We start from the raw sequence: 25,050 nt of genomic DNA on the forward strand, positions 1-25,050 counted from the left end.
CCGTGGACTCGCTGATCTCCGCCGCCGCACGCGCCCTGGCCGCCGGAGATGCGCTGACGGCGCTGAAGCGCGTCGCCCTGCGCGAGGACCCGCCGGCCCTGGCCCTGCGCGGCATTGCCATGGCACAGCTCGGCGAGCACGGCCGGGCGCGTGAGCTGCTCAAGCGCGCGGCCCAGGGCTTTGGCAAGCACGAAGCCTTGGCGCAGGCGCGCTGCGTTGTCGCAGAGGCCGAGGTGGCCCTGGCCTTGCGCGACTTCAGCGGCGCACCACGGCTGCTGGAAGCCGCGATGGCCACGCTTGAAGCCGGAGGCGACCGCAGCAATGCCCTGCAGGCCCGGCTGATCGCGGCGCGCCAGCAATTGCTGCTGGGCCGCCTCGACGAAGCGGCCCGGCTGCTCCAACCGCTGGAGGGCCAGGCCATGCCAGCCCTGCCTGCCGCCGTCGCGGCCCTGGCCACGGCCGAGCTGGCGCTGCGTTCGCTGCGCCTGCGCGAGGTGAGCGCCGCCCTCGCTCGTGGCCGCGACGCCGCCGCACGCAGCGGCGTGCCAGCACTGCAGGCCGAGATCGATGACGCAGCCGCCACGCTGAACCACACGGCCGCGCGCCGGCTGCTGGACGGCGAATGGCAACCGCTGCGGCTGCAGGATGTGGCGTCGCTGATGGACTCGGGTGCCCTGGTCGTCGACGCCTGCCGCCACGGCCTGCGCGCCGGCGCGCTCCGGCTGGACCTGGCCCGCCGACCCATCCTGTTCACGCTGTTGCGCACGCTGGCCGAAGCCTGGCCGGGTGAGGCCGACCGCGACACGCTGATCGCCCGCGCCTTCCGCATCCGCGAGGTCGACGAGACCCACCGGGCCCGCTTGCGCGTCGAGATCGGCCGGTTGCGCGCCCTGGTCAAACCCGTCGCCGCCATCGAGGCCACCGCACGCGGCTTTGCGCTGCGCGCGCCCGACGTGGCCGTGCTGGCGCCACCGATGGAAGGCGAGGCCAGCGAGCTGCTGGCCCTGCTGGCCGACGGCGCGGCCTGGTCGACTTCGGCCCTGGCGCTGGCGCTGGGTGAAAGCCAGCGCAATGTGCAGCGCGAACTGGCCGAACTGGAGGCCGCCGGCCGGGTACGCGCCATCGGCCAGACGCGGGCGCGGCGCTGGCTGGCGCCGCCGCTGACCGGATTCACGACGATCTTGTTACTCCCCGCCGCGCTGCCGCTTGGCTAAGGTTGAGCCATCGCAAGGAGCAAACCATGAGCATCGCAACACAAGCCGCAGAAATCGTCCGTGAATACGGCCCCTTCGAGGGCGTCGACAAGGTGGGCGGCGTGACCCACGACGGTCGCTGCGTCTGGGCTGCGACCGGCCCCGCCCTGGTCGCCTTCGACCCGGCCAGCGGCGAGCCGCGCAAGCGCATTGCCCGCCCGGCCGATGCCGGTACGGCCTTCGACGGCCGCTATCTGTTCCAGATTGCCGAGGCCCGCATCGACAAGATCGACCCCGAGAGCGGCGCCGTCGTCGCGTCCATCCCCGCGCCCGGCCAGGGCGGCGACTCGGGCCTGGCCTGGGCCGAGGGCAGCCTGTGGGTGGGCCATCACCGCGAACGCAAGATCTACCAGATCGATCCCGAGACCGGCGCCATCCGCCGCACCATCCAGTCCAACCGCTTCGTCACCGGCGTGACCTGGGTGGACGGCGAGCTCTGGCACGGCACCTGGGAAGACGACGCCAGCGAGATCCGCCGCATCGACCCCGCCGACGGCACGGTGCTGCAAAGCCTGCAGATGCCGGCCGGCACCAATGTCAGCGGCCTCGAGTCCGACGGCGCCGACCTGTTCTACGCGGGCGGCGGCGGCACCGGAAAAGTCCGGGCCGTGCGCCGACCCAAGCGCGCCTAAGCGCTGATTCCCCCTGAGCAGACACCCACCCGCGCCCGGGTGGAGCCGCTGCATTGCCTTCCCACCCCCACGGAGTCTTTCGATGAACGCACCGACACCCCATCCCATCGTCACCCGCGACCGCTGGATCGCCGAACGCAAGGCCCTGCTGGCCCGCGAGAAGGAACTGACCCAGCAGCAGGACCAACTCGCCGCCGAGCGCCGCGCCCTGCCCTGGGTGCGGCTGGACGACGACGCCTATGTCTTCGACACCCCCGACGGCCCGCGCAAGCTGAGCGAGCTGTTCCAGGGCCGGCGCCAGCTGCTGGTGCAGCACTTCATGCTGGCACCCGGCTGGGAGCAGGGCTGCAAGAGTTGCTCCTTCATGGCCGATCACCTCGACGGCATGGCGCCCCACCTGGCCCAGCGCGACATCGCCCTGCTGGCCGTGTCGCGCGCACCGCTGGCCGAGATCGAGGCCTTCAAGCGTCGCATGGGTTGGCAGTTCGCCTGGGCCTCGTCCAACGGCAACGACTTCAACCGCGACTTCCACGTCAGCTTCACGCCGGCCGACCGCGTCGATGGCGCCGTCTACTACAACTTCCACATGACGCCCTTCCCCAACGAAGAGGCGCCCGGCATCAGCATCTTTTTGAAGGACGACGACGCCCAGGTCTTCCACACCTACTCGACCTTCGGCCGCGGCGTGGAAGTGATGATGGGAACCTACAACCTCATCGACCTGACGCCGCGGGGCCGCGACGAGGCGGGCCTGAGCTACACGATGGAGTGGGTGCGCCACCACGACCGCTACGAGTCGCAAGCGCCCGCGCCGGCGGCCTGCTGCGGCGGCGTCAAGGCCTGAAGGTCATGAGCATCTGGCCCTGGCTCGCCCTGGCAGGTGCTGGCGCATTGCACGGGCTCAACCCCGCGACCGGCTGGGGCTTGGCCGCGTGCTCGAAGGATGCGCGCCGGGCCCTGCTGCCCATCGCGCTCGGGCATGCGGCCGCCGTCGGCGGCGTGGCGCTGCTGGTTGCCTTCGGGGGCTCCATGAACGCCGGGCAATGGCTGAGCGGCGGGCTGCTGCTGATCGCGCTGGCGAAGCGACACGCCAAGGCCGGCCTGGCCCTGTGGTCCTGCCTGGTCGCCAGCGCCCATGGCAGCGGCCTGATGCTGGTGCCGGCCCTGGTGCCCCTGTGCCTGAGCGCCTCGCCGGCGCGCGAGATCACCGCCTCGGGCTCGCTGCTGTTGGCGCTGGCGGCCGTGGCCGTGCACATGGCGGCCATGCTGGCGGTGACGGCCGCCCTGGCGCTCGGCGGTCAATCCCTGTGGCTGCGCTGGAGGCAATAAAGGGCGATTCCTACAATCGGCGCCCCTTCACTCTCGCTCCACCATGTTTGCGCTCCTCCGCCGCGAGGTCTTCCTGATCATTGCGGCGCTCGCGGCCGTCGTCGCCCTGCCGCTGGAACACGCGGCCCTGGCCGCCGGCCAGGCCGCATCGCTGGCGGCTGCCATCGCGCTGATCCTCGCCATCCTGCTGGCCTCGGTGCGCGTGGCCCATCATGCGGAGGAACTGGCCGAGCGTGTCGGCGAGCCTTACGGCACCATGGTGCTGACGCTGAGCGCGGTGCTGGTGGAGGTGGTGATCCTGGCCATCATGATGAGCCACACGACCTCGCCGACGCTGGTGCGCGACACCATCTACTCGGCCGTCATGCTGGACATCAACGCCCTGCTCGGTCTGTCAGCGCTGCTGGGCGGCCTCAAGCATGGCGAGCAGCCCTACAACGTCGACTCCGGCAACACCTATGTGGTGATGATCCTCACGGCCGTGGGCGTCTCCATGGTGCTGCCGGCCTTCATCCCCAGCGAGCATTGGCGGAGCTATTCGCTGTTCACCATCGTCGTCATGGTGCTGCTCTACGCCCTCTTCCTGCGCATGCAGACCGGGCGGCACAGCTATTTCTTCAGCTACAGCTATGCCCAGCACGCCAAGCCGCGCGACGCGACGGCGCCAGCCTCCGCGCACGGACCGCTGGCCACGCCCATCGCCCTGATGGCCGTGGGCGTCGCGCTGATCGGCCTGCTGGCCGAGGTCATGTCGGTGACGCTGGACGCGGGCCTGGCCGGTGTCGGTGTGCCGCCCATCGTGGCGCCGCTGCTGGTGGCCACCATCTCGGCCGCGCCCGAGATCCTGACCGCCCTGCGCGCGGCCCTGGCCAACCGCATGCAGCCGGTGGTCAACATCGCGCTGGGTGCTTCGCTGTCGACCGTCATCCTGACCATCCCCATCATCGAGGCCCTGGCCCTGGCGACGGGCAAGCCCATCCAGATGGCGCTGTCGCCGGCCCAGACGGTGATGATGTTCCTGTCGTTGATCGTCGCTTCCATCAACATCCACGACGGCGAGACGAATGCCATCGAGGGCATGACCCACTTCGTGCTCTTCATGGCCTTTCTGATGCTGGCATCCTTGGGCGTCTGACACCGCCCCCACCGCCATGACCGACCCTCAACAAGCATCCACCCCCGGCGAGGAACTGCAGTCCGTCGTCGAAGCCCTGCGCGGCGCGCGCCGGCAGTGGCGCGACGCCCACCGCCGCGGCGATGACGGCCGCGAGTTGCCCTCGCGCGAGCTGCTCGCAGGCATGGTGCAGTGCCTGTCGGGCGCGCTGTTCCCGATGCGCCTGGGCCCGCCGACGCTGCAGCCCGAGAACGAGGACTTCTACGTCGGCCACACCATCGGCACCGCCATGGCAACCTTGCGCCAGCAGGCCGGGCTGGAGCTGCGCCACGAGGCCCGCCAGCGCGGCGGCGATGCCCCGGGACCCGAGGTGGCGGCCGCACTGGCCACCCGCTTCCTGCGCACCCTGCCCGGTGTGCGCGTGCTGCTGGACAGCGACGTGCTCGCCGCCTACCAGGGCGACCCGGCCGCGCGCAGCGTCGACGAGGTGCTGCTCTGCTACCCCGGCGTGCGCGCGCTGATCAGCCACCGCCTGGCCCACGAGCTCTACAAGCTCGGCCTGCCGCTGATCTCCCGCGTCGTCGCCGAGCTGGCCCACGCCGACACCGGCATCGACATCCACCCCGGCGCCACCATCGGCAGCGGCTGCTTCATCGACCATGGCACCGGCGTCGTCATTGGCGAGACGGCCGTCATCGGCGAGCGGGTGCGTATCTACCAGAACGTCACGCTGGGGGCCAAGAGCTTCCCCACCGATGGAGACGGCAATCTCGTCAAGGGCCAGCCGCGCCACCCCATCGTCGAGGACGAGGCCGTCATCTACGCCGGTGCCACCGTGCTGGGCCGTGTCACCATCGGGCGTGGCGCCGTCATCGGCGGCAATGTCTGGCTGACGCGCAGCGTCGCACCGGGCAGCCTCGTCACGCAGGCGGACTCCCTCGCCGGCACAACCTGAAACAGCGCGCCCGCACCGGTGCGCCAAGGTGTCCCATGCAAGCCGACGAACAAGAGATCCGCGACCTGGTCGCGACCTGGATGGCCGCCACGCGCGAGGGCGATACCGCCACCGTGCTCGGCCTGATGACAGATGACGCGGTCTTCCTGACGCCGGGCCGGGCGCCCATGACCAAGACCGACTTCGCCAAGGCGGCCGAGGGCCAGGCGCGCGGCAAGGCGCCCAAGTTCGATGGCCACAGCAACATCCTGGAGGTGCAGGTCATGGGCGACTGGGCCTTCATGCGCAGCCGTCTCAGCGTCACCGCCACGCCACCCGACGGCTCGCCGGCGAAGCGCCTGGATGGCCACACGCTGACGGTCCTGCGCAAGGACGAGGGCCGCTGGAAGCTGGCGCGTGACGCCAACCTGCTGATGCCCGTGTCCTAGGAATCGCTCCGATCCAGGCCGAGGCGCCGCGCCAGCGGCGCCAGCGTCGGCCCCTGCACCAGCAACGACAGCAGCACGACGACAAAGGCCACGTCGAAGAAGCGCCAGCCGTCCTTCAGGCCGGCCAGCACCGGGTAGGTGGCCAGCACGATGGGCACGGCGCCACGCAGGCCCGACCAGGCGACGAAGCACTGGGCTCGCCAGCCAAAGCCCAGTGGCGCCAGGCACAGGAACACCGCAGCCGGCCGCGCGATCAGCATCAGGCCGACGGCCAGCAGCAGGGCCGGACCGATGATGCGCAAGACCTCGTGCGGCGTGACCAGCAGGCCCAGCAGCAGGAACAGCACCGCCTGGGCCAGCCAGGTGTAGCCATTCAGGCCCGGCAGGCTCAGCTTGGCGACGCGCTCGGCCCGGTGGCGTACCAGCAGGCCGGCCACGTAGACGGCCAGGAAGCCGGAGCCGCCGCAGCGGTTGGTGACGGCAAAGAGCAGGAAGCCCAGTGCCGCCATCAGCAGTGCGGCCAGTCCGTCGTGGTCGTCGGTGATGGGCAGCTTGCTCACCCACCAGGCGGCCAACAGGCCGCCCAACCCACCTGCAGCAAGGCCCAGGCCCAGCTGCTCGGCCAGCAGCGGCAACAGGTCGGCGAGGCTGGTCACCTGGGCGTCGCCCGTCTGGCCGAAGGGGGTCAGCCACGTGATCAGGCCGATGGTCAGCACCATGGCCATGGGATCGTTCAACGCCGACTCGACCTCGATGGTGGCCGCCAGGCGCGGCTCCAGGTTCAACTTGCTGGCGCTGAACTGTGCGAACACGGCCGAGGCGTCGGTGGAGGACACCGCCGCGCCCAGCAGCAGGCCCTCGGTCCAGGGCATGCCCAGCACCCCCCTCGCGATACCCGCCACGATGAAGGCCGTGATCGCGACGCCCACCGTCGCCAGCAAGCCGGCCGGCAGCATGGCGCGGCGCACCTCGCTCCAACGCGTGCGCAGGCCGCCGTCGAAAAGGATCAGCGCCAGGGCCAGGTTGCCCAAGGTGACGGCCATGCGGTGGTCGTCGAAGGGCAGACCCAGCGGGCCGTCCACGCCGGTCAGCATGCCGACCGCCATGAAGACCAGCAGATGCGACAGACCCAGGCGGTGGGTGTAGAGGGCGCCGGCGATGGCGACGATGACCAGGGCCGCAATGGCCGCCGTCAGCAACTCGGGGCCGGCGGCAGCACTGTGGATCACGGGATCAGCCGGCGGCCGGCACGACGTCGGGCGCGTCCGGCGAGGCACCCTTGCGCACCGCGGCCTGGGCTGCGGGCGCCGGAACGGCCTGGGCCTGCAGGCCGACGACATTGACCGTGTTGGTCGTGAAGGCCAGGCGGATGCCGCGCTTCTCCAGCTCGCGCATCAGCGCCAGGTTGAGCGCCTGCTGGTGGTCCATGTAGACGTCATAGCTCGAGTCGTTGACGCGGTACACCACCTCGAAGTTCAGCGAGCTCTCACCAAAGCCCTTGAAGTGGGCGCGCACCAGTTCGAGCTTGGGGTCGGCCTCGATGAGGGACTTGACCAGCGGCGGCACGGCGGCGGCGTCGTCGGCCGAGGCATCGACCGTGATGCCGAAGTTGAAGGCCACGCGGCGCGTCTGCAGACGCTTGAAGTTGGCCACCGTGCGCTTGAGCAGTTCGGCGTTGGACATGACGATCTGCTCGCCGCCCAGGCTGCGGATGCGCGTCGTCTTCAGGCCCACGCGCTCCACGGTGCCGGTGACGTCGCCGACGGTGATGGAGTCACCCACCTCGAAGGGCTTGTCCACGGCGATGGCGAGCGACGCGAACAGGTCGCTGAGGATGTTCTGCACCGCCAGCGCCAGCGCGATGCCGCCGATGCCCAGCGATGCGACGAAGGCGGTGATGTTGACGCCCAGGTTGGACAGCACGGCCAGCACCACGATGACCCACAAGGCGCCGCGCAGGCCCCAGCTGAGCAGCGTGGCCGAGGCCGACAGGGCCGCGGTGCCGCCGTGCCGCCTCTGCTGGGCAGCCAGCACCTGGGCCACGGCCTGCTGGGCCCACAGGCCGAGCTGCAGGGCCACGACGGCAAACCACAGCTGCGACACGCGGTCATGCCAGCGGTCGTCCAGCGGCAGCATGTTCAGGCCCACCAACAGGCCCACCACCCAGATCAGCGTGCCGTTGGTGCGCTCCAGCACGCTGACGACGCCGTCGTCCAGCGTGCTGCTGGTGCGCTGCGACAGTGTGCGCAGCCGCTGCACGACAAAGCGCAGGCCCAGCTTGATGACGAGGATGGTGAGGGCACCCGCCAGCAGGGCGGGCAGGACTTCGGTCCAGCCCACGTGCGGCCAGGCAGCTTGCGCTCGTTCGATGAAATCGTTCCAGGTCATTGCGACCTCCAGCAGTCTTCAATCCCCTGACCCTAGGCCTGCAGGCGCCGCCCGTCTGTCAGCGGGCGGAAGCGGGGGCTGTGGGCCTTGGCTGACAGGGTGAGGACGCGGTGTCGGCTGACACCACGCGAAGCCGTCGCCATCTAAGTTCTGCACATCACCGACCGCCCTTGAAAAGGACGCGCCATGGACACCACCACGCACCACGACATGACGGCCTTGTTCTGCCAGCTCGGCCTGCCGGATTCGCCGGCCGACATCAAGCAGTTCATCCGCCGACACCGCCCGCTGCCGCAGACGCTGAATCTGTCCGAGGCACCGTTCTGGACAGCGAGCCAGGTCGCCTTCATCCGCGAGCAGTGGCATCAGGACGATGGCGACTGGTGCGGGCAGATCGACCAGCTCAACGCAGCGTTGCGCGAGCATCCGGATCCGGCCGATCTGGATCAGGGATGAAGCAGCCTTCCTGGTCGGCGTTGCTGAACCGCAATGCCGCCCTGATCCGCAGTGCGACGCGGCCATTGCGCGAGCGCCACCGGCCCCAGTCGAGCGGCGGCAGCTGGCTGATGGGCCTCGTCATGGGCACCGACGGGCCGCGCCGCTACTACCTGTTCCGACCGGCGGGCGTGCGCTTCGGCGAGAAGCTGCCGCTGCTCGTCATGCTGCATGGCTGTCACCAGGATGCGAAGAGCTTCGCGGACAGCACGCGCATGAATGCCGTCGCTACGCGGGAGCGCTTCCTGGTGCTGTATCCGGAACAGCCGCGGCTGGCGAACGCCCAGGGTTGCTGGAACTGGTTCGAAACGCAGACCGGTCGCGCCTTCACCGAGGCGGCCTGGATAATGAAGGCCGTCGACCAGGTCTGCATGCTCTACGCGGCCGACCGCGGACGCGTCGCCCTGGCCGGGCTGTCTGCCGGCGCCAGCATGGCCGCCCTGCTGGCCACGCGCTATCCGGAACGCTTCAAGGCCCTGGTCATGCACTCGGGCGTGCCCCCGGGCACGGCGAGCACGCCTGCTGCGGCCATCGGCGCGATGCAAGGCAGACGCCAACCGCTGCAGCCGCGCTCGGCGGGCGACTGGCCACCACTGATGGTCATCCACGGCGACGCTGACCGCGTCGTGTCCGCCCGCAATGCCGGCTCGGCCGCGCTGCTGTGGTCCGAGGCCGCCGGCGCGCGGCAGGAGCCCGTGCAGGAGCAGCGCCGCGGCAAACGCTACCCGATGCGGGTCACGCAGTTCAAACGTTCGCGCGACGTCGTCGCCACGCTGGTGGAGGTCGACCAACTTGGCCATGCCTGGAGCGGCGGCGCGGCCCGCCAGCGCTTCAGCGATGCCAACGGGCCGGATGCCTCGCGCATGGTGTGGCGCTTTGTCGCGCGGCAGTTCGAGTCCACGCGGCCTGCGAACACCCAGGACTGAGGGCCGCGCGATGACGGGCGCCGCCAAGGCGTCGATCAGAATCCGCGCATGGACGAGGAGGGCAACCAAGCGACGCCGGCACGACTGCACGTCGTGACCACGCTGGGCATGGCCCAGACCTTGGCCTGGGCCTCGTCCTACTACCTGCCGGCCCTGCTGGCGCGGCCGATGGCGGTCGAACTGGGTGTGGACGAACCCACGGTGTTCGCCGCCTTTTCGGCGGCCCTGGTCGTATCGGCCTTCGTCGGGCCGCATTCAGGCCGTCGCATCGACCGCTGGGGCGGCCGGCCGGTGCTGATGGCGACCAGCGTACTTTTTGCGCTGGGTCTCGGCGCGATGGCCCTGGCCAGCGGCCCCATCGGCCTGTTCGCCGCCTGGCTGGTCATGGGTGTGGCCATGGGCAGCGGCTTGTACGAAGCCGCTTTTGCGTCGCTGGTGCGCCTGTACGGCCAGGACGCCCGAAGCGCCATCACCGGCATCACGCTGATCGCCGGCTTTGCGAGCACGGTCGGCTGGCCGCTGACGGCCGCGATGGAGCACGCCTGGGGCTGGCGCGGCGCCTGCTGGGCCTGGGCCGGCCTGCATCTGGTGCTGGGCCTGCCGCTGAATGCCTGGCTGCCCCAGGCCGGCAGGCCTCCTCGCCCGGCGATGGAGGCCCGCTCGACGCAGCCACTGGCTGAGCCCTCGGAATCACCCTTCAGCACGGTCGCCCTGCTGGCCTGGGTGTTCGCGGTGACGCTCTTCGTCAGCACCGCCATGGCAGCCCACCTGCCGCGGCTGCTCGGCGCCGTGGGCGTGGCGCCGGGCGCCCTCATCGCCATCGGCGCGCTGGTGGGGCCGGCCCAGGTCGTCGGGCGACTGCTGGAGTTCGGCTTCCTGCGTCGGCTTCATCCCTTGTTCTCGGCGCGCGCCGCGGCCTTGATGCATCCCATCGGAGCTGCCTTGCTGGCCGTGCTGGGCGCTCCCGCGGCCATTCCCTTTGCGCTGCTGCATGGCGCCGGCAACGGCGTGTTGACCATCACCAAGGGCACCCTGCCCCTGGCCTTGTTCGGCACCGCGGGCTATGGGCAGCGGCAGGGCCTGTTGATGCTGCCGGCCCGGCTCGGTCAGGCGCTGTCGCCCTGGCTGTTCGGCCTGCTGCTGGCCCGCTACGGCGCCGAGGCGCTGTGGTTCTCGGCCGCGCTGGCGCTGAGCGCGGTGGTGGCCTTGGTGCTCATCCGGGTGCCGGCCCGTCCTGGCGTCTTGCCTTGAATTTGCGGGCCGAGCGCCGGGCCGCTCCCTAGCCGGCCCGCCTTGGGCGATGTGCATGCGGCTTGATGCCGCATGCATCGCCGTCCCCTCGGGGGACCGATCAGGCTTGCCGGCGTCCAGCCGGAGCAAGACTGGACGAGGGGCTAACGGTTGATCTGCTGGATCAGCGCCCGGTGGCTGGGCAGATCGGCCACGGCACGGTCGGCGAAACGCTGGATCTTGGCGAAGAGCTTGTCGGCGTCCACGGTCTGCGGAAAGTCGCTGCGACCGGCGCTGAGGTCGGTGCCGAAGCCCATGCCGTAAAGGATGTACTGGTAGTTGAAGAAGGCGAAGGTCTCGGTGTCGAGCACGAAGTCGAAGCGACCCGGCGGGCGCAGCTTCCATTCCTCCAGCAGGCCGGCGAGGCGGTCGGGGATGGTGGCGGCGACGGCGTTGTCGCGCCAGAACGGCTCCTCGCGCTGGCTGATGCAGTAGTGCAGCTTCAGGAAGTTGATGATGTTCTCGAAGCGGGCCGTCATCAGCTCGTTGAAGCGCCGCGCCGGTGCATGGATGGGGCCGCTGTGCGGCAGCATCTCCGCGATCATGCCGACGGCGGCCTCGATGAGGACGAGGCCGGTGGCCTCCAGCGGCTCCAGGAAGCCGGCCGACAGGCCGACCGCGACGCAGTTCCTGACCCACTGCTGCTCGCGGTAGCCGGGCGTGAAAGGGATGCTGCGCATGGCCAGATCTTCATGACCGGCACCGCAGTAGTCGCGCAGGATGTCGGCGGCGCGGTCGTCGCTGATGTGGCTGCTGGAGTAGACGCAGCCGATGCCGCGCGCGCCGTTCAGGCCGATCTCCCACAGCCAGCCCGCCTCGTGGGCGGTGGCGATGGTGGAGCTTTCCATGACGGCGTTGCCATCCAGCGGCACCTTGCAGGCCAGGGCGCGATCGGCGAAGAGCTGGTGGCGCACGGACTTGAAGCTCGTGCCCACGGCCTTGCCGATGAGCTCGGCACGAAAGCCCGTGCAGTCGATGTAGAGCTCCGCCTGGAAGCGCCCTTGCTGGGCGGTGTCCAGATGCGCGATGGCGCCGGTGGCGTCGAGGGCCACGTCGGTCACCGTGCCCTGCACATGCCTGACGCCAAGTTCGAGCGCACGCGCGGCCAGCAGCTTGGCGAGCTTGAGCGCGTCGAAGTGATAGGCGTAGTTCAGCGGCGCCGCATAGGGTGCCTCGCCGGCCCGCTTGGGCGCGCGGTGGGCTTCAGCCACGCGCACCTGCAGCGTCATGGCTTCGGCGAAGGGCAGGCGCCTGGCCTCATCCTGCAGCAGCCAGTAGGGCACGAGGTTGAGATCCTCGGCGTAGAAGGGCGCCTCGAAGGGATGGAAGAACTGCTGGTGCTGGCCCGTGGTGGGCGTGCGCGCCCAGTCGACGAAGCGGATGCCCTGCTTCAGCGTCGCCGAGGTCTCGCGGATGAAGCGGGCCTCGTCGATGCCGAGGAACTGCAGCGTGCTGCGGATGGTGGGGAAGGTGCCCTCGCCGACGCCGACGCTGCTGATGTCGGGCGACTCCAGCACGGTCACTTCGAGATGGCTGCGCTCCGCCAGCTTCAGGGCCTTGGCCAGGTAGGCGGCGGTCAGCCAGCCAGCCGTGCCGCCTCCCACGATAAGGATGCGTCGCTTGTTCATGCTCTCGTGTACAGATTCTTGAGCCACTGGTGGCCGGTCTGCTGCGCGCCGTGGCTCCAGTCTTCGTCCTCGTCGCTGGGTTGGGCGACATAGCCGGAAGGGTTGAGCAGCTTGACGCGGCCGGCGCGGAAGGCCGAGACGCGGTGGGTCACGAAGGTCAGGCCATGCTCCAGGGCCGTCGCGGCCAGCAGGCCGTCGCGGGTGTTGGCATAGGGCAGCTGGGCGCGGCGGCGCACGACGGCCGCATCGACCGCCAGCACGCGACCTTCGAAGGCGGGCATCACGCGCTCATCGATCCACTCGCGCACCACCAGGCCGGCGGCGCGGTCCTTGCGGCCCAGGCGGGCGGCGGCGTTCTCGAGCTCCAGCAGGTTCAGCGCCGAGATGAAGAGCTTCTGGCGCGGCAGGCCGGCGGCCCAGGCGGCGAGGCCGGCGTCGGACTGCCCGGCCTTGGCCTTGCGCAGTTCGAGCACGATGCCGGTGTCGAGCAGGAACACTTCAGAAGGCCTTCCTGCAGACGCTGCGGCGGTGCTGCGTGAAATCCGAAGCCGCAAATGGCAAGAGAACACGGCCACAGAGGCACTGAGACACAGAGAGACCTTCATCCCACGGCCTCTGTGCCTCTGCGCCTCTGTGGCTTTGTTTGGATTTCATTTCAGCCCAGGTTCTCGCGGTGATCCCAGGCGCCGTCGGCCGCGGCATCCGCAGCGTCGATGGCCACCACTTCGGGCATGGCCAGCAGCTCCAGGATGCTTTCTCCCTCGCCGCTCAGCCGGCGGTAGTCGCCAATGCTCATCAGCACATGGGTGGGCTGGCCCCGGTCGGTGATGACGACGGGCTCCACCTGCGCCGCCCGCTTGGCGAGGCTGACGTCGCGGTTGAACTCGCGGCTGGTGAGGAGCTTCATGGTCTGGCGAATGTACCTACGTACCTTCAAGCGCGCAATTGGGATGTAGGTACATAGGCTCGGATCGGTTCGACCCCATGGACACCAGAAACCCGGCTGGCAAAGTGTTCCACGCGGTGAATGCGCTTTCACCAAAAACGGCAGACAACGCTGTACAAGATCGCGACGCGGTTCAGGACGGCGACAGAAAAACGACGAGGAACAGCCATGGATTTCGACCTTCCTGCCATCCTGGGCGACGTGTTCGCCAAGCATGGCCCCGCCGCGGCAGCAGCCGCCCAGACCTACGCGCCGGGCGACTTCAGTATCCACTTCTTCCTGCAGCTGGCCATCATCCTGCTGGCCTGCCGCGTCGTCGGCTGGTTCGGCAGCAAATTCCTCGGGCAGCCCCAGGTCGTTGGCGAAATGATCGCCGGCGTGCTGCTGGGCCCGTCGCTGTTCGGCCTGCTGGCGCCCGAGATCCAGGCCGCCATCTTCCCGAAGGAGATGAAGAACGTCCTGTACACCGGCGCGCAGCTCGGCGTGGGTCTGTACATGTTCCTCGTAGGCACGACGCTGCGGCTGGACCACTTCGCAACCAAGGCCAAGAGCGCCATTGGCGTGTCGGTGGCCGGCATCACAGCGCCCTTCTTCATCGCCTTCCTGATCACGCCACTGCTGCTGCAGGTGCCCGGGCTGTTCGCCGAAGGCATCTCGACGACCAATGCGACCCTCTTCATGGGCGCCTGCATCGCGCTGACGGCCTTCCCGATGCTGGCCCGCATCATCAACGAGCGCGGCCTGGCCAATACCTCGCTGGGCACCCTGTCGCTGACGGCCGGCGCCTTCGATGATGCCGTGTCCTGGTGCGTTCTGGCTCTGGTGCTGGCGGCCTTTGGCGCCGGCCCGGGCGTGGCGGTGCTGGCCATTGGCGGCGGCGTGCTCTACGCAGCCTTCATCATGCTGTTCGGCCGCAAGCTGCTGGCCCCCCTGGGCCGCATCGTCGAGCGCGAGGGCGAAATGAGCATGACGGTGCTGGGCATCACGATGGCCCTGTTCTGCCTGTCGGCCTTCATCATGGACGCCGTCGGCATCCACGCCATCTTCGGCGGCTTCATCCTCGGCGCCGTCATGCCGCGGGGCCTGTTTGCCGCGGAGCTGAAAAAGAAGGTCGAACCACTGGCCGTCATCCTGCTGCTGCCGATGTTCTTCACCTACTCGGGCCTGAACACGCGCCTGGACATGATCAATTCGGTCCAACTGCTGCTGATCGCCGCCGGTGTGCTGGTGGCCTCGGTGCTGGCCAAGTTCGGCGCCTGCTACCTGGCTGCCCGCATGGCCGGTGAAGACAACCGCACGGCCCTGGGCATCGGCGCGCTGATGAACTCCCGCGGCCTGATGGAGCTCATCATCATCAACATCGGCCTGCAGAAGGGCATCATCGGCCCGGCCCTGTTCTCGATGCTGGTGCTGATGGCCGTGGTGACGACCATGATGGCCACGCCGCTGTTCGAGATCTTCTACGGCCGCAAGGCGCGCGAATCGGGCGAGCTGGAGGCCGTCCCGGGCAGCAGCACCGCCGCCCATCCCGCCTGATCACAGTCTCCACGCTGCCGCAGTGAGGTGTCGGCGGCGTTTGCAAGGGGCGTGGCCGCCGGCCTGCCCCTGTTTTTTTGCCCCGGTCCGGCGTGATCCTTGCTAGATCTCCGGGACCTGCCGAGGACCTCCATGAGCGAGCTTGCTTCCGGCGTCGTGGCACAGGCCACCGCCCGCCAGCCCAGTCGCGCGCCGCGCTATGGCCTGCGCCGCGGCGCCCTCGCCTGCGCCGGTGTCTTCACCATCATCGGCGTGCTGGGCTTTGCCTCCTACAACCTGGGCCTGCTGCTGCTGCTCGGCTCCTTCGGCACCAGCGCGGTGATGCTGTTCACCTTCCCGGAGCTGGACTTCTCCCAGCCGCGCAGCCTCGTCGGCGGCCATGTCATCTGCACCGCCGTAGGCCTGGGTGCGCTGGCGCTGTTCGGCCCGAGCTGGTGGTCGCTGGCCTCGGCCGCGGCGGCCTCGGTGGCGCTGATGATGCTGACGCGCACCCTGCACCCGCCGGCCGGCTCCAACCCCGTCATCGTCTTCCTGGTCGCACCGAAGTGGAGCTTCCTGCTCTTTCCGACGCTGTTCGGTGCGCTGACGATGGTCGTCGTCGCGGTGCTCTACCACCGCGCCTGCAAACGGATCTACCCGGTCTACTGGCGCTGACCCACGGCCAGCGGCCGCACCCGCTCGACGAGGGCGACCAGGAACTTGCCCGGCTCCTCGTGCGGCGCCAGGTGGGCCGAGTGCTCGAACCAGACCAGCTGCTTCACCGGCGCCTTCAACTGGGCGAGCCAGGGCTCGATGACCGAAGACGGCGTCGTCAGGTCGTGGCGGCCGAGGAACATCAGCACCGGGAAGCGGGTGGCGCGGATCTGCGTGTGGTCGGCCCGCTTCATGTCGGGCAGCAGGGCCGGGACCGACAGCTGGCCGCCGGCGTCGATGGCCAGACGGTCCTCGAACTCGTAATAGGGCGACAGCCGTGCGGCGCGGAAATAGAAGTTGGCGTTGTCGCGGTAGGCCGCCAGGCCGCCCCAGGCCTGCACCCATTTGCGCGCCACGTTGACCTTGGCGAAGGGGATGTCGCCTTCGCCCGGATAGGGCGCGATGGCATCGAGTTCAGCCAGAGCCGTCGCGTCCTTGCGTTTGCGGGCTTCGGCCAGCAGCCCCTCGTACTGCGCCTTCTCGTTGGCCTGCAGATTCATCAGCGGCCCGACACCGACATAGGCGCTGACCCACTCGGGTTTGGCCATCGCCGCATCCAGGCCGATGACATTGCCCCAGGAGTGGCCGAGCAGCACGACGCGCTCGACGCCCAGGCGCTGGCGCACCAGGGCCATCAGCTCGACCAGATCCTTGGCCATGCGCTCGCGCGTCAGCTCGGCCTTGTTGGCCGCCTCGCCGCCGGAACGCAGGGTCTTGGCCGTGCCGCGCTGGTCCCACTGCACGACGGTGAAGAAGTCCTCCCAACCGCGCTGGTAGGGCCAGCTGCGCCCCATCTCGGCCGCGCCCGGGCCGCCATGCACATAGATCAGCACCGGGTTGGCCTTGTCGGCACCGCGGATGGTGATCCACTGCTTCAACCCGCCCAGCTCGACGGCCTCGCTGACCTCGATGGCGTTGGGCGCGACCAGGCGCTGCTGCTCGGCAATCATGGGTCGCACAGCGATATAGGCCGGCTCGGCGGGCGGCGGTGCGTCGGCCGCATGGACCAATCCGACGAAAAACAGCAACGCGACAGGCAGGATTTTCTCGATCATGGCGGACGAGCGTTGAACGGGCGGCGCACCATAGCACCCACGACCAAACCGTAAGGGTCTGCCGGCCCGCACCGACTGCCATGCCATGAAAAACCTGCTCTGGCTTTTGCTGCCTCCGCTTCTCGCCGCCTGCGCCACCGGCATCACGCTGCCGCGCGAGCAGGCCTGGGTGGACGGCCGACGCGTCGAATACGTGACGACGGACATTTCCGATGCGGCCATGGCGACGCAGGCCGGCATCAACCATGTGCCGCGCCTGGCCGGCGCCGTCGGTGTCGGCAGTGCCTCGCTGACCGAGCGCGTCTACAAGTTTGCCGACGGCGCCCAGATCAGCATCTTTGCCTCCGGCCCGGCGGCCGTCGGTTCGGCCATACCCGACTCCAACTACAGCCCCTTGTGGCGGCTGGTGCTGGTGCGCTGGAAGCCGGGAAAACCGCAGCGCGAGCTGCGCTCGGAGGAAGCCCTGCTGGAAGCTCAGGCCTCGGGCGAGGTCGAGTTCGACGTGACCGGCATCGTCGTCAACTGCCCCATCACGCGCGGCGCCGACGGCGTCGCCTTGCGCGGCGTACGCTGAATGCCCAGCAGCAGGGCCAGGCCCGGCACGCGGCGTGCGCCCAGATAGCCCAGCCCGCTGATCGCAAAGGTCAGAGCTATCAGCAGCAGGGCCTCCCGGCCCCAGGGCAGGCCCAGCGGCTTGAGCGCCTGTGTCAGCACGACGATGACGCTCTGGTGCAGGATGTAGAGGCAGAACACCGCCTTGCTGGCCTCGCGCAGCAGCGGCGATTCGCGGGTGAAGGTGCGTTGGGCCCAGCCGCAGCAGGCCACGATGGCCCACCAGGTCAGCGAGCCGCGCAGCGAGCGGGCGGCGACGACCATGGCCTCGGGCGGCTCGTTGCTGGCGTAGTGCTGGGCATAGACCAGCAGCACGGCCCAGATGGCCAGCGACAGGCCCAGGGCCGCCCAGCGCAGCCGCAATGCCGCGGCCCAGAACCCGGCCGCCAGCGGCGTGCGGCTGGCCCAGCCGATGGCGAACAGCCAGCCGTATTGCAGATGGTTGTAGAGGTCATGCACCAGGTCATGCTCGATCGGGAACAGCGGCTTGATGAAGACACGCATCAGCGCCAGCGGCACGGCGGGCAGCAGCAGCCAGGCCCAGGCCGGCAGCTTCAGATCACCGGGAATGCGGATGAAGCGTGCCACCAGCGCGCCGAGCACCGCATACAGCCACAGATAGGGCAGGAACCACAGATGGTTCCAGGTCGGCATCGTCATGCAGTCGTTGCCGCGGCAGGCCTTGCCGGCGTGCAGATAGAAGCGCCAGAAGTCCAGGTAGCCGCCATCGCCGGGCAGCACGTCGGGCGCCTTGGTCAGCACCTCGTAATAGGCCTGGGGCGTGACGATGACGACCATGCCGAAGATCAGCGGCAGCAACAGGCGCAGCGATCTGTCCTTCAGCGTGCCCAGGGCGCCGCGCTTGGCGAACAGGCCCTGGCAGGCCGCGCCTGCAATCAGGAAGAGCAGGCCCAGCCGCCAGGGCGAGCTGAGCTGCATGAAGGGCTCGAGAGCGTCGCTGGCCGCCGGGCTCTTCACATGCCAGTCCCAGGTCACGTAGTACATGCCGACGTGATACGGGATCAGCAGCGCGAAGGCGGCGACGCGCAGGCCGTCGAGGAATGGCAGGCGTGAGGTGGTGGTGGTGTTCATGGCCGCCAGCTTCGGGGCCCTCGCGTTGCACCGCGAGCGGACTGGGGCGAGTGGTGGGATCTAAGGGGCGAATGCGTCCAGCGCCGCGCGGTAGCCGCGCGACACGCGCACGGTCTCGCCGCTGTTCAGCGTCAACACCGCCTCACCGCTGCCCAGCCTCTCTATGCGCCGCACATGAGCCATGTTGACGGCATGGCTGCGGTGCACACGCAGGAAGCGCGCGGCCCAGCCGGGGCGGGCCAGCGCATCGGCCAGCGTCGCTCGCTCCAGCAGGCTGCGCGGCGGCAGGTGCAGCTCGATGTAGTTGTCGGCCGCCGAGATCCACTGCACCTCGGCGAGGGAAACGCGCTCGCCCTCCACCCAGCATTCACCCACCGGTGCCGCGGGCCGAGCCAGCAACTCGCGCACGCGATCCAGCGCCGCACCCAGCCGCTCGGCGGTGTAGGGCTTGAGCAGATAGTCCAGGGCCGCAAGCTCGAAGGCCTGCAGCGCATGTTCGGCATGGGCGGTCGAGAAGATGATGCAGCGCACGCCGGCCTCGCGCAAAGCGGCGGCCAGTTGCACGCCATTGCCGCCGGGCATCTCGATGTCGAGCAGGGCCAGATCGGGCGGCTCCGCGAGCGCACGCACGAGGGCCAGCGCCGCGGGGGCGTCGGGCGCCTCCATCAGCTCGGCCACATCGGGCTCGGCCGCCAGCAGGCGGCGCAGCTTGGCGCGCGCGGCGGGCTCGTCGTCGACGATCAGCACACGCATGGCAGCTCCAGGTCCAGCGCCATGCCCGGGCCGCTCGGCCCGAACTCGACACGCGCGGCCTCGCCATAGCGCGCCGCCAGCCGCTCGCGCAGATTGCGCAGACCAAAGCCGCCGTCGGGATCGGGCGGCGACTCGGGCACCGGTGTGTCGCCCTGGTTGCTGACGATGAGCTTCAGCCGTTCGCCCACGCGCTCGGCCCGCACGCTGACGGTGACCCGCCCACGATGCCGCGCCACGTCGTGCTTGACCGCGTTCTCCACCGGCGCCAGCAGCAGCAGGGCCGGCAGCCGGCATTCGGCTGCGGCCGCATCGGCCTCGATCTGCACGACCAGGCGCTCGGGTCCGAAGCGCGCCTGCATCAGCGCGAGAAAAGGCTGCACCAGCGCGAGCTCCTCGCGCACCGTGTGTTCGACACGCTGCTGCGCCGCCAGCGTCTGGCGCAGCAGGTCGGCCAGCTGGCACAGCAGCCGGTCGGCCCGCGCCACATCCTCGTACATGACGGACGAGATCAGGTTCAGCGTGTTGAACAGGAAGTGGGGCTGGACCTGGTCGGCCAGGCGCGCCAGCCTCACCTCGGCCAGCTCGCGTCGCGCGCGGTCCAGCTCCTGGGCGCGCGCGGCGGCGGCCTGCGCCATCCAGACACCGCGCGAGATCAGGCAGAAGCTCAGATAGCTGACCGCGTCCTTGCCGCCTTCAAAGACCAGCACGGTGGCGAGGTCGTCGGGGTGATAGCCAACACCGGCCAGGCCATAGACCGCGAAACGCAGGCCGAACATGCCGCCGACGTGCAGCAGGCTGAACAGCGGCATGGCCAGCGCATGCGCCGCCAGCTGGCGCGGCCAGGGCAGGCCCTGCAAGCGGCCCAGCAGCGCATGCACGCCGAGGGCCAGCGCGCCGATGACGACAACGGAGCTGAACTCCCAGAGGAAAGGCTCCCAGGGGCGCGTGCCGCCTGAGAGCCGGTAGGACTGCAGGGCCGAGATGCTGAGCAGCAGGCCAATGATGCCCAGCACGGCGAAATAGGGAAGGCGCCAGCGGCGCGGCAGCAGGGACATGGGCCGCAGCGTAGCGGGCTTTGGCCCCACCGGCGCCGCGGCCCGCCCCTGCAGGACCGCGCTTCGCCCCTTGGCGTCAGGGCTTGGGCAGGTCGTAGGTGGCGGCGATGCTCACGCCGCTGTAGCTGGCGCGCGAATCCTTGGACCCGAGCACGACGTAGTACCAGTCGGACGAGCCGGGCTGGTTGATGCTGACGCTTTGCACCGTGCCGGACTGCCAGGAGCGGGCCAGGTATTGGGTGGCGGTGGGCCAGCGGCCGTAGTCGACAGCCAGGCTCAGGTCACCGGTGCCGCCGCTGCTGGCAATGCGCACATTGCTCGCCCCTGCCGGCAGGCGCAGGTAGAGGTAGTTGACCGTGCCCGCGGGCAGCGCGATGGTGCAGTTGCGGCCGAGATAGCGCGTGTCGCCACTGCAGGCGGGCAGCGTGGAGTCGGTGGGCAGCGGCGGCTGGCCTGCCGTCGTGGCGGAGGCCACCCAGCTGGCGAACTCGGCGTCGTAGCGCGTGCCGATGGCCTGCATGCGCGCCTGGTAGCCAGCGTAGTCACCCACGCGGAACAAGGCGAGGTTGGCGTCCACGTCGCTGCGATGGCGCTCGACCATGAAGCGCGTGGCCATATAGCCCCAGCGGTAGGCACGGTTGACGTAGTCGGCCATGTCGTAGGTGTTGCCGAAGATGTCGCTGAGCTTGTACTGGGCCGTGCGCGCGGCATCGATGGCGGCCTGGTTGTTGTTGCCCAGCGAGATGTACTCGGCAATGCCTTCGATCCACCAGACCGTGGGCTTGGAGGTGCCCAGCGCGAAGTCGCCCACCATGTCGAAGCGGCCGTCGATGTAGTGGATGTACTCGTGCTTGAGGTTCCAGATCTGGAAGTCGGGCAGCCAGGTGGCCTTGTAGGCGACGAAGCGCGCCTGGTTGGCCGCGTCTGCCGGGTTGCCCTCGAGGTACATACCGCCGTTGTCGGTGCTGATGCCGTAGATCAGCGAGGCGTACTTCTGGTAGTTGGCGTAGTCGTCGAACACGACGACCTCCAGCGCGCTGTTGTTGTCGTTGGCGACAGGCTTGCGTTGGGTCTTCAGCATGGTGTGCGCATAGGTCTCCTCGGCGGCCAGCTGGCCGCAGGTGTCGGAGAACTGCGCGGCGGTGAGGGCCTGGGCGCGCACGCGTATCGTGCTGCTGCAGCTCTGCGAGAACTTCAGCACCGCATCGGCCAGCGTGGTCTTGTAGTTGCACGTGCCATAGCTGGCGCAGTTGGCGTTGTCGTAGTAGCTGACGGCCTCGGCCGCACCGGCCCACAGCGAGACGCTGTTGTCGCTCGGTCGGCTGTTGGCCAGCGTGTCGCGGATCTCCTGGCTGACCGTGGGCAGCAGCGCCGGGTACTGGCCGTAGCGCAGCGCCTCGCGCAAGGCGTCGTTGAGCTGGTAGTCGTTGGCCGTGCCCAGCAGCGCGGCGCGGTTGCCGCGCACGAAGCCGTAAAGCGCCTGCGTGTAGCTGGGGTCGTTCTGCAGCACAGCGGCGGCGCCGTCGCGCCAGTGCACGTAGTACATGACCGTCAGCGCACCGGTGAAGCCGGCGCCGACGGTGCGATCGGACAAGGCCTGCACGGCGCTGGGGTTGGACGGCGTGTTGGTGAAGCGCGTGACGAGGCTGCGCAGCCGCGGCATGTAGTAGAGCTCGTCGTTCTGGTTGGTGATCAGCGTCATCACCTCGCCGGCTGTCGTGTAGCCCGGCGTGTTGGCGCGCATCAGACGGCCGTTGTCGATCAGGGTGCCGATGGCATTGCGCGTGACGTCGCGCACCGCAGCAGGCAGTGCGGGGCCGCTGCCGCCGCTGGCCAGGTAGTAGCCGGCGCGCAAATAGAGCGTCAGGTTGACGAGGCGGATGTTGGTGGCGTCGTAGCTGGCCGCCTCCTGCGCGAAGCGCTGGGCCACGGCCGTCACGTTGGCCGCGCTGAACACGCTGGCTGCGCGCGTGCCGCTCAGCGAGAACAGGCCGTAGTGGCAGTCGAAGGCCGGCAGATTGGCGATGTAGTCGGCCAGGGCGCTGCCCTGCAGGCCGGCCAGCACGCTCATGTCTTCGCAGGGCCGTGCGGCCAGCGCCTTCACGCGGCCGGCGACGAGCTTGGCGGCGTCGCGCGGCGCCGTCTGCAGCTGGTACTGGGCCTGCTCGGGAGAGGGAGGCAGGGCGCTGCGCTGACTGGGGCGCGGCGCCTGCTGTTTCGGATCGTCGTGGGCCGCGGCCAGCGTGGCCAACGCGCCCAGCGCCAGGCTCGTGGCCAGGCGGTGCAAGGTCTTCATGGGTGTCTCCTGTGTTGCGCCGTCGCCGGTGATAAGGCGATGCAGCGGGGGCGCAACTTACGTGCGGCCCACGGACCCGTCTTGTGCGGATTCGCTGCGATCGGCGAGGTGTGAAACCGACGGCCAGCGCGGCTTCATCACGGGCTTCACAGGGTGCGGCGCGGGTTGTCCCGGGCCGGGTTGGCCCCAGGCGCGCCGCGAGGGGCGCGGATACAAGGCGTCACGCCTCGGGGCGGATGTCGCGCACCCAACGGCGGAAGGCCAGCGGCGTGAGGCCGGTCAGTGCGCGGAACTGCTTGGTCAGTGCGCTCTGGTCGCAGAAGCCGCAGTCCAGCGCGATGTCGCTGATGCGCCGGTCGCTCGCCTGCAGCAGCCGCGCGGCGGCGTCGATGCGCAGCTTGGTGAGGTACTGGCTGGGGCTGAGGCGGAAGATCTTCTTCATGCGTCGCTCGAACTGCGCGACGTTCAGGCCCGCCTGGTCGGCCAGCATCTCGACGCCGAGCGGCTCGGCATGCCGCGCCAGCATCAGGTCCACGACGGCGGCCATGCGCGCGTCGACCATGCCGGAGCGGCTGGGCTCCTCCAGGTCGCGCGACAGGCAGGCCAGGCCGATGATGAGGCCCGCCCGGTCGTGCAGCGGCAGCTTGGTGCTGAGGCACCAGCCGGGTTCGCGGTTGGGGAACAAGGTCAGGTCGAGGTTGTCCAGCACCGGCTCGCCGGTGCGGAACAACTGCTCGTCCTGGGCCATGTAGCGCTCGGCCATATGGGCCGGGAACAGCTGCCGCGCGGTGCGGCCGATGGCGTCGCCCTGGTGCACCAGGCCGCAGCGCTCCGCGCAGGCCTGCGAGATGGAGACATAGCGGCCGCTGCGGTCCTTGATGGAGAAGACCATGTCGGGCTGGCGGTCGAACAGGGCCTCCACCCAGGGCAGCGGCTGCGCGAGCTCACGCAGGAACTGCTGGCGCCAGTGGGCAACAGGGGGCTCGGACGGAGGCGCGTCGGTGCAGATCAAGGTGGGGCGGCACGAAGTGGGGGCGCAGTTTGTCGTGGCACCTTGTCCCCAGCCAGCCCCCATCCGGGCGACGCAACAATCCGGATTGCGCTTCGATCGACATTCGCGGAAGCGAAGCCAGCCTGAGACACTTTTCCACGTCGAACCGACCGGCCCGTCCAAGTGATCGCTCATACCGTCCAGCTAGAAAGGCTTTTCGATGTCCACTACCAGGCCGGCGACGGAGAGAACGCCCCCTGCGTCATCTTCTCCTGCGTGGCGGATAGCGAACATCACTCCTGGGTGCGATTGCCCGGCCATCCGCGCCTGGAGGTCGGCGACCGGGTGACGGTGGTGCTGCGCCGCGCCGACAACTGGCACTCGCTGATCGGCTGGAAGAACCATAGCAATGGCGAAGTGGTCATGCTGGAAGCAGGCAGCTCGGCGGCCCTGGCGGTGGTTGCCGCGATGGCTTGCGCTGCTGGTGTCGCCTGGTCGATCGCCCAAAGCTCCCACACGCGCCTGCTGCTGAGCATCGGCACCGTGGCCGGCGTGATGGCGACTGGGGTGTTGGCGATGAACTGGTGGCAGAACGTGCGCGCTGCGCGCATCCTGCAGGCAGCCTGAGAGGGTCGCGGCGACACTGGCCAGCCCCGCATATCGCGATCCCACCTTGCAGGTCCTGACCTTGACGCTGGAACGCGTCTTCGACATCCAGCGCTACGAATCTGCCCGGCACAGGCCTCGCACGACGCACTTCTCCTTTGAAGCCGGCGGACGTAAGCACTACGGCGTCAGGGTGGCTGGCTGGCCACGTGTGCAGGCCGGCGACAACCTGACGGCGGTGCTGCGCAGCGCAGACAACTGGCAGACGTTGGCCGGCTGGAAGAACCTCAGCACGGGCGAAAGGGTGGTACCAGCGACCGGCAGCGTCCGGCACATGGCCTACCTCCTCGCTGGCGCGGGCTTCTGCTATCTCGTCACAAGCGGCGCCACCTCTTCAGCCGCACGCCAGGTGGCGCTCGGGCTGCAAGTGGTTCTCGGGCTGGCCTTGCTTGCCGGAGGGGTCGAGGCCTGGCGAAGCTATCGCTGTCGCAGGCTCATCGAACGCCTTTAACGGGCTAGCTGCCCCGACGGGTCTTCTGATCACCGGCTCCATGCTCGCCGCCCTTGACCATGCCGCCGCGGCGGCCGGCGTCCAGCCCTGGCGTGGCGCGCAAATCGGTGTCGACCTGGCCCTGCTTCAGATCGCGCGCGGCACGATCCACCTGCGGGTCGGGCTTGGCATTGGTGGCCGTGTTCTGCTGGTCGCGCTCATGCGGCAGCGAGGGCTTGCCCTCGGGCCGGGCGGCGTCGGGGTTGATGGTCCTGCTCATCGCTTGGCGTGGCTCTTGCCAAACTCTTCGGCGTCGCGCATCTCGCGGGCCTCGTCGATGCTGTGAGGCGCCGCATCGCGGGCTGCAGGCTCGACGGCGCCGCTCTTCACGAACTTCTCGGCGGACTCGCGGTGGCGGCGGGCGGCGTCGTAGTTGCCCTCGCCTTGCAGGCCATCGCCTGGGGTCGGATTGGTGGACTTCATCGCG

The 25,050-nt window shown here is 69.4% G+C and carries 28 protein-coding genes; 15 read left to right on the forward strand and 13 right to left on the reverse strand.

The features are described 5' to 3' along the window. The first annotated feature begins 2 nt into the window (after positions 1 to 2). The 7 genes from ACS5PN_RS11790 (at position 3) to ACS5PN_RS11820 (ending at position 5,711) form a co-directional block, all read left to right on the forward strand. Positions 3 to 1,214, forward strand: a complete 1,212-nt coding sequence (locus ACS5PN_RS11790; RefSeq protein WP_439464142.1) for a helix-turn-helix domain-containing protein — start codon at positions 3 to 5, stop codon at positions 1,212 to 1,214. Positions 1,215 to 1,240: 26 nt separating this feature from the next. Continuing rightward, positions 1,241 to 1,885 (forward strand): YncE family protein, encoded by a 645-nt coding sequence (locus tag ACS5PN_RS11795; RefSeq protein WP_439464143.1) that lies wholly within the window; start codon positions 1,241 to 1,243, stop codon positions 1,883 to 1,885. Positions 1,886 to 1,967: 82 nt separating this feature from the next. Beyond that, positions 1,968 to 2,729 (forward strand): DUF899 domain-containing protein, encoded by a 762-nt coding sequence (locus tag ACS5PN_RS11800; RefSeq protein WP_439464144.1) that lies wholly within the window; start codon positions 1,968 to 1,970, stop codon positions 2,727 to 2,729. A 5-nt stretch (positions 2,730 to 2,734) separates the two neighbouring features. Continuing rightward, positions 2,735 to 3,214, forward strand: coding sequence for a hypothetical protein (locus ACS5PN_RS11805; protein WP_439464145.1), 480 nt, complete (start codon positions 2,735 to 2,737; stop codon positions 3,212 to 3,214). Positions 3,215 to 3,257: 43 nt separating this feature from the next. Continuing rightward, on the forward strand, positions 3,258 to 4,349 hold the full coding sequence (locus ACS5PN_RS11810; protein WP_439464146.1) for a calcium:proton antiporter: 1,092 nt from the start codon (positions 3,258 to 3,260) through the stop codon (positions 4,347 to 4,349). A 16-nt stretch (positions 4,350 to 4,365) separates the two neighbouring features. Then, positions 4,366 to 5,283, forward strand: a complete 918-nt coding sequence (epsC, locus tag ACS5PN_RS11815) for a serine O-acetyltransferase EpsC (RefSeq protein WP_439464147.1) — start codon at positions 4,366 to 4,368, stop codon at positions 5,281 to 5,283. A 35-nt stretch (positions 5,284 to 5,318) separates the two neighbouring features. Next, complete coding sequence (locus ACS5PN_RS11820; protein ID WP_439464148.1) at positions 5,319 to 5,711, forward strand: YybH family protein; 393 nt, start codon at positions 5,319 to 5,321, stop codon at positions 5,709 to 5,711. Here the strand turns inward: ACS5PN_RS11820 and ACS5PN_RS11825 are convergent. After that, on the reverse strand, positions 5,708 to 6,940 hold the full coding sequence (locus ACS5PN_RS11825; protein ID WP_439464149.1) for a potassium/proton antiporter: 1,233 nt from the start codon (positions 6,938 to 6,940) through the stop codon (positions 5,708 to 5,710). The two genes, ACS5PN_RS11820 and ACS5PN_RS11825, sit on opposite strands and share 4 nt — an antisense overlap. Positions 6,941 to 6,944: 4 nt before the next feature. Beyond that, positions 6,945 to 8,099: a mechanosensitive ion channel family protein gene (locus ACS5PN_RS11830; protein WP_439464150.1), complete on the reverse strand. Its 1,155-nt coding sequence runs from the start codon at positions 8,097 to 8,099 to the stop codon at positions 6,945 to 6,947. Positions 8,100 to 8,285: 186 nt separating this feature from the next. Here ACS5PN_RS11830 and ACS5PN_RS11835 point away from each other — a divergent pair, with 186 nt between their 5' ends. The 3 genes from ACS5PN_RS11835 to ACS5PN_RS11845 are packed head-to-tail and all read left to right on the forward strand — an operon-like array spanning position 8,286 to position 10,771. Beyond that, positions 8,286 to 8,555 (forward strand): DUF2789 family protein, encoded by a 270-nt coding sequence (locus tag ACS5PN_RS11835; RefSeq protein ID WP_439464151.1) that lies wholly within the window; start codon positions 8,286 to 8,288, stop codon positions 8,553 to 8,555. Beyond that, the gene (locus ACS5PN_RS11840) at positions 8,552 to 9,520 is read left to right on the forward strand and encodes an extracellular catalytic domain type 1 short-chain-length polyhydroxyalkanoate depolymerase (protein WP_439464152.1); all 969 of its coding nucleotides are present in this window, start codon (positions 8,552 to 8,554) and stop codon (positions 9,518 to 9,520) included. Before ACS5PN_RS11835 ends, ACS5PN_RS11840 begins: the two co-directional genes overlap by 4 nt. 48 nt (positions 9,521 to 9,568) lie before the next feature. Further along, positions 9,569 to 10,771: an MFS transporter gene (locus ACS5PN_RS11845; RefSeq protein ID WP_439464153.1), complete on the forward strand. Its 1,203-nt coding sequence runs from the start codon at positions 9,569 to 9,571 to the stop codon at positions 10,769 to 10,771. A 143-nt stretch (positions 10,772 to 10,914) separates the two neighbouring features. Here ACS5PN_RS11845 and ACS5PN_RS11850 read toward each other — a convergent pair whose 3' ends face one another. The 3 genes from ACS5PN_RS11850 to ACS5PN_RS11860 form a co-directional block, all read right to left on the reverse strand. Continuing rightward, positions 10,915 to 12,438 (reverse strand): tryptophan halogenase family protein, encoded by a 1,524-nt coding sequence (locus tag ACS5PN_RS11850; protein ID WP_439464154.1) that lies wholly within the window; start codon positions 12,436 to 12,438, stop codon positions 10,915 to 10,917. Beyond that, positions 12,435 to 12,935 (reverse strand): PIN domain-containing protein, encoded by a 501-nt coding sequence (locus ACS5PN_RS11855; RefSeq protein WP_439464155.1) that lies wholly within the window; start codon positions 12,933 to 12,935, stop codon positions 12,435 to 12,437. Before ACS5PN_RS11855 ends, ACS5PN_RS11850 begins: the two co-directional genes overlap by 4 nt. 158 nt (positions 12,936 to 13,093) lie before the next feature. Continuing rightward, a complete protein-coding gene (locus ACS5PN_RS11860; RefSeq protein WP_439464156.1) occupies positions 13,094 to 13,345 on the reverse strand; it encodes a type II toxin-antitoxin system Phd/YefM family antitoxin in 252 nt (83 codons plus the stop codon). Positions 13,346 to 13,552: 207 nt separating this feature from the next. Here ACS5PN_RS11860 and ACS5PN_RS11865 point away from each other — a divergent pair, with 207 nt between their 5' ends. Continuing rightward, positions 13,553 to 14,920 (forward strand): cation:proton antiporter, encoded by a 1,368-nt coding sequence (locus ACS5PN_RS11865; RefSeq protein ID WP_439464157.1) that lies wholly within the window; start codon positions 13,553 to 13,555, stop codon positions 14,918 to 14,920. Positions 14,921 to 15,052: 132 nt separating this feature from the next. Continuing rightward, positions 15,053 to 15,574 (forward strand): HPP family protein, encoded by a 522-nt coding sequence (locus ACS5PN_RS11870; protein ID WP_439464158.1) that lies wholly within the window; start codon positions 15,053 to 15,055, stop codon positions 15,572 to 15,574. Here ACS5PN_RS11870 and ACS5PN_RS11875 read toward each other — a convergent pair. Further along, a complete protein-coding gene (locus ACS5PN_RS11875) occupies positions 15,562 to 16,668 on the reverse strand; it encodes an alpha/beta fold hydrolase (protein ID WP_439464159.1) in 1,107 nt (368 codons plus the stop codon). The two genes, ACS5PN_RS11870 and ACS5PN_RS11875, sit on opposite strands and share 13 nt — an antisense overlap. An 85-nt stretch (positions 16,669 to 16,753) precedes the next feature. On the opposite strand from ACS5PN_RS11875, the gene ACS5PN_RS11880 reads away from it, so the two are divergent. Then, positions 16,754 to 17,242, forward strand: a complete 489-nt coding sequence (locus ACS5PN_RS11880) for a DUF7482 domain-containing protein (protein WP_439464160.1) — start codon at positions 16,754 to 16,756, stop codon at positions 17,240 to 17,242. Here the strand turns inward: ACS5PN_RS11880 and ACS5PN_RS11885 are convergent. The 5 genes from ACS5PN_RS11885 to ACS5PN_RS11905 all read right to left on the reverse strand — a co-directional run bounded on the left by ACS5PN_RS11885 (position 17,143) and on the right by ACS5PN_RS11905 (position 23,488). Further along, complete coding sequence (locus ACS5PN_RS11885; RefSeq protein WP_439464161.1) at positions 17,143 to 18,372, reverse strand: acyltransferase family protein; 1,230 nt, start codon at positions 18,370 to 18,372, stop codon at positions 17,143 to 17,145. The genes ACS5PN_RS11880 and ACS5PN_RS11885 overlap by 100 nt on opposite strands. A gap of 60 nt (positions 18,373 to 18,432) precedes the next feature. Further along, positions 18,433 to 19,125, reverse strand: coding sequence for a LytR/AlgR family response regulator transcription factor (locus ACS5PN_RS11890; RefSeq protein WP_439464162.1), 693 nt, complete (start codon positions 19,123 to 19,125; stop codon positions 18,433 to 18,435). Continuing rightward, complete coding sequence (locus ACS5PN_RS11895) at positions 19,113 to 20,180, reverse strand: sensor histidine kinase (RefSeq protein WP_439464163.1); 1,068 nt, start codon at positions 20,178 to 20,180, stop codon at positions 19,113 to 19,115. The genes ACS5PN_RS11890 and ACS5PN_RS11895 overlap by 13 nt, the downstream gene beginning before the upstream one ends. A 76-nt stretch (positions 20,181 to 20,256) precedes the next feature. Continuing rightward, positions 20,257 to 22,476: a collagenase gene (locus tag ACS5PN_RS11900; protein ID WP_439464164.1), complete on the reverse strand. Its 2,220-nt coding sequence runs from the start codon at positions 22,474 to 22,476 to the stop codon at positions 20,257 to 20,259. Positions 22,477 to 22,696: 220 nt separating this feature from the next. Continuing rightward, positions 22,697 to 23,488: a helix-turn-helix domain-containing protein gene (locus ACS5PN_RS11905; RefSeq protein ID WP_439464165.1), complete on the reverse strand. Its 792-nt coding sequence runs from the start codon at positions 23,486 to 23,488 to the stop codon at positions 22,697 to 22,699. A 162-nt stretch (positions 23,489 to 23,650) separates the two neighbouring features. On the opposite strand from ACS5PN_RS11905, the gene ACS5PN_RS11910 reads away from it, so the two are divergent. Both ACS5PN_RS11910 and ACS5PN_RS11915 read left to right on the forward strand, forming a co-directional pair. After that, on the forward strand, positions 23,651 to 24,094 hold the full coding sequence (locus tag ACS5PN_RS11910) for a hypothetical protein (RefSeq protein ID WP_439464166.1): 444 nt from the start codon (positions 23,651 to 23,653) through the stop codon (positions 24,092 to 24,094). 61 nt (positions 24,095 to 24,155) lie between these two features. Next, positions 24,156 to 24,584 carry a hypothetical protein gene (locus tag ACS5PN_RS11915; protein WP_439464167.1) on the forward strand — a complete coding sequence of 143 codons (429 nt, stop codon included), beginning with the start codon at positions 24,156 to 24,158 and terminating at the stop codon, positions 24,582 to 24,584. A 4-nt stretch (positions 24,585 to 24,588) separates the two neighbouring features. Here ACS5PN_RS11915 and ACS5PN_RS11920 read toward each other — a convergent pair whose 3' ends face one another. Both ACS5PN_RS11920 and ACS5PN_RS11925 read right to left on the reverse strand, forming a co-directional pair. After that, entirely contained in the window at positions 24,589 to 24,843 is a 255-nt protein-coding gene (locus ACS5PN_RS11920) for a hypothetical protein (protein ID WP_439464168.1), read from the reverse strand. Continuing rightward, on the reverse strand, positions 24,840 to 25,046 hold the full coding sequence (locus ACS5PN_RS11925) for a hypothetical protein (RefSeq protein ID WP_439464169.1): 207 nt from the start codon (positions 25,044 to 25,046) through the stop codon (positions 24,840 to 24,842). The genes ACS5PN_RS11920 and ACS5PN_RS11925 overlap by 4 nt, the downstream gene beginning before the upstream one ends. Positions 25,047 to 25,050 lie beyond the last annotated feature (4 nt).

This window comes from Roseateles sp. NT4 (assembly GCF_051857475.1).
Taxonomy (GTDB): domain Bacteria; phylum Pseudomonadota; class Gammaproteobacteria; order Burkholderiales; family Burkholderiaceae_C; genus Pelomonas.

What these genes read in the sequence shown, in the direction of transcription:
- ACS5PN_RS11795 (WP_439464143.1), top strand. Translation starts at nt 1,241, where the DNA reads ATGAGCATCGCAACACAAGCCGCAGAAATCGTCCGTGAATACGGCCCC.
- ACS5PN_RS11800 (WP_439464144.1), top strand. Translation starts at nt 1,968, where the DNA reads ATGAACGCACCGACACCCCATCCCATCGTCACCCGCGACCGCTGGATC.
- ACS5PN_RS11805 (WP_439464145.1), top strand. Translation starts at nt 2,735, where the DNA reads ATGAGCATCTGGCCCTGGCTCGCCCTGGCAGGTGCTGGCGCATTGCAC.
- ACS5PN_RS11810 (WP_439464146.1), top strand. Translation starts at nt 3,258, where the DNA reads ATGTTTGCGCTCCTCCGCCGCGAGGTCTTCCTGATCATTGCGGCGCTC.
- epsC (WP_439464147.1), top strand. Translation starts at nt 4,366, where the DNA reads ATGACCGACCCTCAACAAGCATCCACCCCCGGCGAGGAACTGCAGTCC.
- ACS5PN_RS11820 (WP_439464148.1), top strand. Translation starts at nt 5,319, where the DNA reads ATGCAAGCCGACGAACAAGAGATCCGCGACCTGGTCGCGACCTGGATG.
- ACS5PN_RS11830 (WP_439464150.1), bottom strand. Translation starts at nt 8,099, where the DNA reads ATGACCTGGAACGATTTCATCGAACGAGCGCAAGCTGCCTGGCCGCAC.
- ACS5PN_RS11835 (WP_439464151.1), top strand. Translation starts at nt 8,286, where the DNA reads ATGGACACCACCACGCACCACGACATGACGGCCTTGTTCTGCCAGCTC.
- ACS5PN_RS11840 (WP_439464152.1), top strand. Translation starts at nt 8,552, where the DNA reads ATGAAGCAGCCTTCCTGGTCGGCGTTGCTGAACCGCAATGCCGCCCTG.
- ACS5PN_RS11845 (WP_439464153.1), top strand. Translation starts at nt 9,569, where the DNA reads ATGGACGAGGAGGGCAACCAAGCGACGCCGGCACGACTGCACGTCGTG.
- ACS5PN_RS11850 (WP_439464154.1), bottom strand. Translation starts at nt 12,438, where the DNA reads ATGAACAAGCGACGCATCCTTATCGTGGGAGGCGGCACGGCTGGCTGG.
- ACS5PN_RS11860 (WP_439464156.1), bottom strand. Translation starts at nt 13,345, where the DNA reads ATGAAGCTCCTCACCAGCCGCGAGTTCAACCGCGACGTCAGCCTCGCC.
- ACS5PN_RS11865 (WP_439464157.1), top strand. Translation starts at nt 13,553, where the DNA reads ATGGATTTCGACCTTCCTGCCATCCTGGGCGACGTGTTCGCCAAGCAT.
- ACS5PN_RS11870 (WP_439464158.1), top strand. Translation starts at nt 15,053, where the DNA reads ATGAGCGAGCTTGCTTCCGGCGTCGTGGCACAGGCCACCGCCCGCCAG.
- ACS5PN_RS11875 (WP_439464159.1), bottom strand. Translation starts at nt 16,668, where the DNA reads ATGATCGAGAAAATCCTGCCTGTCGCGTTGCTGTTTTTCGTCGGATTG.
- ACS5PN_RS11880 (WP_439464160.1), top strand. Translation starts at nt 16,754, where the DNA reads ATGAAAAACCTGCTCTGGCTTTTGCTGCCTCCGCTTCTCGCCGCCTGC.
- ACS5PN_RS11885 (WP_439464161.1), bottom strand. Translation starts at nt 18,372, where the DNA reads ATGAACACCACCACCACCTCACGCCTGCCATTCCTCGACGGCCTGCGC.
- ACS5PN_RS11890 (WP_439464162.1), bottom strand. Translation starts at nt 19,125, where the DNA reads ATGCGTGTGCTGATCGTCGACGACGAGCCCGCCGCGCGCGCCAAGCTG.
- ACS5PN_RS11895 (WP_439464163.1), bottom strand. Translation starts at nt 20,180, where the DNA reads ATGTCCCTGCTGCCGCGCCGCTGGCGCCTTCCCTATTTCGCCGTGCTG.
- ACS5PN_RS11900 (WP_439464164.1), bottom strand. Translation starts at nt 22,476, where the DNA reads ATGAAGACCTTGCACCGCCTGGCCACGAGCCTGGCGCTGGGCGCGTTG.
- ACS5PN_RS11920 (WP_439464168.1), bottom strand. Translation starts at nt 24,843, where the DNA reads ATGAGCAGGACCATCAACCCCGACGCCGCCCGGCCCGAGGGCAAGCCC.
- ACS5PN_RS11925 (WP_439464169.1), bottom strand. Translation starts at nt 25,046, where the DNA reads ATGAAGTCCACCAATCCGACCCCAGGCGATGGCCTGCAAGGCGAGGGC.